Here is a 3,132-nt window from a genome sequence, read left to right as displayed (position 1 = left end):
GCGTAGAAGTTGTTACGGGCACACGGTGGATGCCTTGGCATCAGGAGCTGATGAAGGACGTGGAAATCTGCGATAAGCCTCGGGGAGCTGATAAACGAGCTGTGATCCGAGGGTCTCCGAATGGGGTAACCCGGCTGCGTATCATGCGTGGTCACTCGTATCTGAATTCATAGGGTGCGAGGAGGAACGTGGGGAAGTGAAACATCTCAGTACCCATAGGAAGAGAAAACAATAGTGATTCCGTGAGTAGTGGCGAGCGAAAGCGGATGGTGGCTAAACCGGTTGTGTGTGATACCTGGCGAGGGTTGCATGATCGGGGTTGTGGGATGCGTTGTTCTCGGGGTCGCCACCCCGGGCGCTGTGGCGCTGTGGTAGTCGAACTGGTGGTGAGTGCCAGACCGTAGGGGGTGTGAGTCCCGTAGACGAAACCGTGGTGTGCGTGGTGTGACGTTGTTCCCGAGTAGCACGGGGCCCGTGAAATCTCGTGTGAATCTGCCAGGACCACCTGGTAAGCCTGAATACTTCCTGATGACCGATAGCGGATCAGTACCGTGAGGGAATGGTGAAAAGTACCCCGGGAGGGGAGTGAAATAGTACCTGAAACCGTGTGCTTACAAGCCGTTGGAGCCTTTTGGGGTGACAGCGTGCCTTTTGAAGAATGAGCCTGCGAGTTAGTGTTACGTCGCGAGATTAACCCGTGTGGGGTAGTCGTAGCGAAAGCGAGTCTGAATAGGGCGTTGTGTAGTGGCGTGATCTAGACCCGAAGCGGGGTGATCTACCCATGGCCAGGTTGAAGCGCGTGTAAGAGCGCGTGGAGGACCGAACCCACTTCAGTTGAAAATGGAGGGGATGAGCTGTGGGTAGGGGTGAAAGGCCAATCAAACTCCGTGATAGCTGGTTCTCCCCGAAATGCATTTAGGTGCAGCGTTGCGTGTTGCTTCCCGGAGGTAGAGCTACTGGATGGCTGATGGGCCCTACAAGGTTACTGACGTCAACCAAACTCCGAATGCCGGTGAAGTGTAAGCGTGGCAGTGAGACTGTGGGGGATAAGCTTCATAGTCGAAAGGGAAACAGCCCAGACCATCAACTAAGGCCCCTAAGCGTGTGCTAAGTGGGAAAGGATGTGGAGTTGCTTAGACAACCAGGAGGTTGGCTTAGAAGCAGCCACCCTTGAAAGAGTGCGTAATAGCTCACTGGTCAAGTGATTCCGCGCCGATAATGTAGCGGGGCTCAAGTACACCGCCGAAGTTGTGGCATGACACCGTATAGCTGAGCCGTTTGTGGTTGAGGTGGTGTTGTGGGTAGGGGAGCGTCGTTGGGGTAGTGAAGCTGCGGGGTGACCCAGTGGTGGAACCTCAACGAGTGAGAATGCAGGCATGAGTAGCGATAGACGGGTGAGAAACCCGTCCGCCGGATGATCAAGGGTTCCAGGGTCAAGCTAATCTGCCCTGGGTGAGTCGGGACCTAAGGCGAGGCCGACAGGCGTAGTCGATGGACAACGGGTTGATATTCCCGTACCGACGAAGAACCGACCCTATCGAACCGGGGATACTAACCACCCGAACCACCACGATCCGTGGCCGTTTACGGTCACGGGAGTGTGTGGGGAGCGTGGGACCTGATCCGGGGAGGTAAACGTGTTAACAGGTGTGACGCAGGAAGGTAGCCGAGCCAGGCGATGGTTGTCCTGGTCTAAGCATGTAGGGCGACTCGTTGGTAAATCCGCGGGTCATGGGCCTGAGATGTGATGGGACTCTCTTAGGTGAGGGAATTCGGTGATCCTATGCTGCCAAGAAAAGCATCGACGTGAGGTTCTAGTCGCCCGTACCCTAAACCGACACAGGTGATCAGGTAGAGAATACTAAGGCGTTCGAGAGAATCATGGTTAAGGAACTCGGCAAAATGCCCCCGTAACTTCGGGAGAAGGGGGGCCCTGGTTGGTGAACACCCACGCGGTGTGAGCTGGTCGGGGTCGCAGAGGCTAGAGGGAAGCGACTGTTTATCAAAAACACAGGTCCGTGCGAAGTCGTAAGACGATGTATACGGACTGACTCCTGCCCGGTGCTGGAAGGTTAAGAGGACTCGTTAAACCCTTCGGGGTTGAAGCGGAGAATTTAAGCCCCAGTAAACGGCGGTGGTAACTATAACCATCCTAAGGTAGCGAAATTCCTTGTCGGGTAAGTTCCGACCTGCACGAATGGAGTAACGACTTCCCTACTGTCTCAACCATGAACTCGGCGAAATTGCAGTACGAGTAAAGATGCTCGTTTCGCGCAGCAGGACGGAAAGACCCCGAGACCTTTACTATAGTTTGGTATTGGTGTTCGGTGTGGCTTGTGTAGGATAGGTGGGAGACTGTGAAGCCGTCACGCTAGTGGTGGTGGAGTCGTTGTTGAAATACCACTCTGGTCACTCTGGATATCTAACTTCGGCCCGTGATCCGGGTCAGGGACAGTGCCTGATGGGTAGTTTAACTGGGGCGGTTGCCTCCTAAAGAGTAACGGAGGCGCCCAAAGGTTCCCTCAGCCTGGTCGGCAATCAGGTGTTGAGTGTAAGTGCACAAGGGAGCTTGACTGTGAGAGTGACAGCTCGAGCAGGGACGAAAGTCGGGACTAGTGATCCGGCGGTACATTGTGGAATGGCCGTCGCTCAACGGATAAAAGGTACCTCGGGGATAACAGGCTGATCTTGCCCAAGAGTCCATATCGACGGCATGGTTTGGCACCTCGATGTCGGCTCGTCGCATCCTGGGGCTGGAGTTGGTCCCAAGGGTTGGGCTGTTCGCCCATTAAAGCGGTACGCGAGCTGGGTTCAGAACGTCGTGAGACAGTTCGGTCCCTATCCGCTGCGTGCGTTGGAAATTTGTGGAGGCCTGTCCTTAGTACGAGAGGACCGGGACGGACGAACCTCTGGTATGTCAGTTGTTCCGCCAGGAGCACCGCTGATTAGCTACGTTCGGGATTGATAACCGCTGAAAGCATCTAAGCGGGAAGCTTGCTCCGAGATGAGATTTCCTGACCTCCTTTGTGGGGTGTGAGGTGCCCAGTAGACGACTGGGTTGATAGGCCAGATGTGGAAGCGTTGCAAGACGTGGAGCTGACTGGTACTAATACACCGAAGACTTCTACACAC

General features: G+C 55.1%; 1 rRNA gene. It reads left to right on the top strand.

The features are described 5' to 3' along the window. The first annotated feature begins 2 nt into the window (after positions 1-2). Positions 3-3,130: ribosomal RNA gene (locus tag IE157_RS12665) — 23S ribosomal RNA — on the top strand. Positions 3,131-3,132 lie beyond the last annotated feature (2 nt).

The sequence above is a fragment of the Kocuria marina genome, from assembly GCA_014652975.1.
Lineage (GTDB): Bacteria > Actinomycetota > Actinomycetes > Actinomycetales > Micrococcaceae > Kocuria > Kocuria marina.
The sequence above is the reverse complement of the archived record's forward strand: the minus strand, read 5'-3'. Positions and strand labels throughout refer to the sequence as shown.